This is a genomic window from Stenotrophomonas sp. GD03654, from assembly GCF_029845105.1.
Classification (GTDB): domain Bacteria; phylum Pseudomonadota; class Gammaproteobacteria; order Xanthomonadales; family Xanthomonadaceae; genus Stenotrophomonas; species Stenotrophomonas africana.
This window is the reverse complement of sequence record NZ_JAOCLC010000134.1, coordinates 1-4,042: the sequence shown is the minus strand read 5'-3', so window position 1 is coordinate 4,042 and position 4,042 is coordinate 1. Positions and strand designations below refer to the sequence as shown.

Genomic DNA, 4,042 nt, shown 5'->3' with positions numbered 1-4,042 from the left:
CATAGCGTGGAAAACCCACCGTCACACGGAAACTGTCGGGGGTGGGGCGGCGTGGGCTGGCAGGACCGTTGGCGCCATGGATGGCGCCATCGAGCCCCCAGGGATGGGTTTACGGCGTGTCCTGCCAGCTCACACCGCCCCGCCAAACCAGCAGCAACCCAGAGCTGCTTTTGAGGTTGCTGTTGTCGTTGCTTGAGAAAAGCGGTGCAGCCGCAGGCTGCAAAACCCCCCTCAATCCTGATCGTGCGCGCGTGCGGCCTCCGCCTGGGTCTCCTCCTGCGCGGCCATCTCGCGTGCGATCCACGCATCGATCATATGCCGCTGGCGCTGCGCCTGCCGCCGCTCCCGCGTGTACTCCTGGTCCAGCACCCGGTACAGCGACACCATCACCAGCACCATCAGCAGCGCAAACGGCAACGCCGCAATGGTGATCATGCCCTGCAGCGCATCCAGGCCGCCGGCCAGCAGCAGTGCGCCGGCAATCAGCGCCACGCCCACGCCCCAGGCCAGCTTGCGCTTGGGTGGCGGATCGCCGGCTTCATCGGTGGACATGCTGGCCAGCACCAGCACCGCCGAGTCGGCCGAGGTCACGAAGAAGATCATCAGCAGCACCAGCGCGATGCACGACAGCAGCAACGGCAGCGGCATGCTGTCGAACATCGTGAACAGCACCGTCTCATAGCCATTGCCCAGTGCCTGCATCAGATCGGCCTGGCCGAAGATCTGCATCCAGATCGCGGTACCGCCAAACACCGAGAACCAGAAGAAGCCCAGCAGCGTCGGTGCCAGCACCACGCCGATCACGAACTCGCGCACGCTGCGCCCGCGCGAGATGCGCGCGATGAATGAACCCACGAAGGGCGCCCAGGAAATCCACCAGGCCCAGTAGAAGATCGTCCAGTCGGCCACCCAGGTGCTGGATGAGAACGGCGACATGCGCAGGCTCATCGTCACCAGTTGGTTGAGGTAGGAGCCCAGCGTGGTGGTGAACGTGTTGAAGATCGCACCGGTCGGGCCGAGCACGAGCACCAGCAGCAACAGCACGGCGGCCAACGCCAGATTGAAATTGGACAGCCATTTGACGCCGCGGTCGACGCCGCTGAGCGTGGAAGCCATGTAGAGCACGAACGCCACCGCAATGATCACCAGCTGCAGCGGGGGCCCTGCGTGCAGGCCGAACACGCGCTCCATGCCGGCGGCGATCTGGATGGTGCCGAAGCCCAGCGTGGTAGCGACACCAATCGCAGTGGCGACGACGGCAGCGATGTTGACCACGCGGCCGATCCAGCCGCGGTGGTGGCGGCCGATGATCGGCTGCAGCATGTCACTGACCAACCCACGGCCGTTGCGGTTGAACTGGAACCAGGCCATTGCCAGGCCGATCAGCGCATAGATGGCCCAGGGGTGCAGGCCCCAATGGAAGAACACGTAGCGCATGGCAGCACGCGCAGCGTCCATGCTTTCAGGTGCCAGCCCTTCCGGTGGCTTGCTGAAGTGCGAAATGGGCTCGGCGGCGCCCCAGAACACCAGACCGATGCCCATGCCAGCGGCGAACAGCATCGACATCCAGCTGGCCCGCGAGAACTCCGGTTCGGCGTCTTCGCCACCAATGCGCAGGTTGCCGAAGCGGCCAAAGGCCAGATACATCAGGAACACAAGCGCCAGGAACACGACCAGCAGGTACAGCCAGCCGATGCCGCGGATGAGTTCGCCGAGGATGCTCTGCACCACGGTATTGAAGGGGCCAGGTGCAACACCGGCGAGCAGCACCAGCAGCAGAACCAGTGCGATGGAAACGCGAAACACCATGAAGGGGCTTCTCCGATCAAGGGATTGAGGGGAGCGAGCAGCGCTTGCTGCGAGGGGCCGGCGACATGCAGCACAGACCGGGCAGGGGCCGCGAAGGCGGCGAGGAAACATCGGCCGCAGCGGCACGATGCGCGTGCACGTTACTGAATGCGATGTCACGGTTCTGTTAATACAGAAACAGCGGATCCACGTCGTGCGTGGCTGGAACAGCCAGGAGCTGCAGTGCGTTCTATGCTCTAATGCACACCAAGAAGCGGGGGTACCGCGGCCATGTGGCCACGGTTGAGACAGTCCCTTGGAACCTGATCCGGCTCATACCGGCGTAGGGAAGCTTTGCAGTGCAGCCGTGCCCGGACTCCGCCCAAGGACCGTTCGTGCGCGGCCGCAGTGCGCCGCCGCTTCGTCCCTGACCTTCCTGGACGATGCCCGATGAACGCACAGCTCTCCGCCCTGCAGCAACAGGCCCAGCAACTCTCCGAATCCGTGATCCGGCCCATTCCCGGCTCGCGCAAGATCCACGTGCCCGGGTCACGCCCGGATCTGCAGGTGCCGATGCGCGAGATCGCGCTGACCCGCACGCCGACCTTGTTCGGTGGTGAAGAGAATGCACCGGTGACCGTTTACGACACGTCGGGCCCGTACACCGATCCCGAGGTGCGCATCGATCTGTCCGCCGGTTTGCCGGAACTGCGTCGCGGCTGGGTGGAAGAGCGCGGTGATACCGAGCAGCTCGAAGGACTGAGTTCATCGTTCGGCCGCGATCGCGAGCATGACCCGAAGCTTGATGCGGTACGCTTCCCCGCGCGCAGCCTGCCACGCCGTGCGCGTGCAGGCGCCAACGTCACCCAGATGCACTACGCGCGCCGCGGCATCGTCACGCCGGAAATGGAATTCGTCGCCATCCGCGAAAACCAGCGGCTGGACGCGATCCGCGATGCCGGCCTGCTGCAGCAGCACCCGGGCGAGGCGTTCGGCGCGTCGATCCAGAAGATCATCACCCCGGAATTCGTGCGCGACGAAATCGCCCGTGGCCGTGCGGTGCTGCCCAACAACATCAACCACCCGGAAAGCGAGCCGATGATCATCGGCCGCAATTTCCTGACCAAGATCAACGCCAACATCGGCAACAGCGCCGTCTCTTCGGGCATTGCCGAGGAAGTGGAGAAGCTGGTGTGGGCGATCCGCTGGGGCGGTGACACGGTGATGGACCTGTCCACCGGCAAGCACATCCACGAAACCCGCGAGTGGATCATCCGCAACTCGCCGGTGGCGATCGGTACCGTGCCGATCTACCAGGCGCTGGAAAAGGTCGACGGCCGTGCCGAGGCGCTCACCTGGGAGATCTTCCGCGACACGCTGATCGAGCAGGCCGAGCAGGGCGTGGACTACTTCACCATCCATGCCGGCGTGCTGCTGCGCTATGTGCCGCTCACTGCCAAGCGCGTGACCGGCATCGTCAGCCGCGGTGGCTCGATCATGGCCAAGTGGTGCCTGGCGCACCACAAGGAGAACTTCCTCTACACGCATTTCGAAGACATCTGCGAGATCATGAAGGCCTACGACGTAACCTTCTCGCTGGGAGACGGCCTGCGCCCGGGCTGCATCGCCGATGCCAACGACGCCGCGCAGTTCGGTGAGCTGGAAACGTTGGGTGAGCTGACGAAGATTGCCTGGAAGCACGATGTGCAGACCATGATCGAAGGCCCCGGCCACGTGCCGATGCAGCTGATCAAGGAGAACATGGACAAGCAGCTGCGTGAGTGTGGCGAGGCGCCGTTCTACACGCTGGGGCCGCTGACCACCGATATCGCGCCCGGCTACGACCACATCACCAGCGCGATCGGCGCGGCGATGATCGGCTGGTTCGGTACGGCCATGCTCTGCTACGTGACGCCGAAGGAGCATCTCGGCCTGCCCAACCGCCAGGATGTGCGCGACGGCATCATGGCCTACCGCATCGCCGCGCATGCGGCTGATCTGGCCAAGGGCCATCCGGGTGCGCAGGTGCGCGACAACGCATTGAGCAAGGCGCGCTTCGAGTTCCGCTGGGAAGACCAGTTCCACCTTGGCCTGGATCCGGAGAAGGCCAAGGAGTTCCACGACGAGACCCTCCCGAAGGATGCGCACAAGCTGGCGCACTTCTGCTCGATGTGCGGTCCGCACTTCTGTTCGATGAAAATCACCCAGGACGTACGCGACTACGCCGAGGCCGGCATGAAGGAGAAGTCGGAGG

The 4,042-nt window shown here is 64.4% G+C and carries 2 protein-coding genes and 1 riboswitch; of the genes, one reads left to right on the top strand and one right to left on the bottom strand.

What is annotated here, in order from left to right; all coding sequences use genetic code 11:
- Positions 1-231 precede the first annotated feature (231 nt).
- Entirely contained in the window at positions 232-1,809 is a 1,578-nt protein-coding gene (locus N5J73_RS24005; RefSeq protein ID WP_049444450.1) for a BCCT family transporter, read from the bottom strand.
- A gap of 245 nt (positions 1,810-2,054) precedes the next feature.
- Positions 2,055-2,156: riboswitch (TPP riboswitch) on the top strand.
- Between the two features lie 82 nt (positions 2,157-2,238).
- Between N5J73_RS24005 and thiC the strand changes: the two genes are divergently transcribed.
- A partial coding sequence (gene thiC, locus N5J73_RS24000; RefSeq protein ID WP_279941372.1) for a phosphomethylpyrimidine synthase ThiC occupies positions 2,239-4,042 on the top strand: 1,804 nt, incomplete at its 3' end.

Excerpts from the sequence above, each read along its gene's own strand:
- N5J73_RS24005 (WP_049444450.1), bottom strand. The coding sequence starts at position 1,809 with ATGGTGTTTCGCGTTTCCATCGCACTGGTTCTGCTGCTGGTGCTGCTC.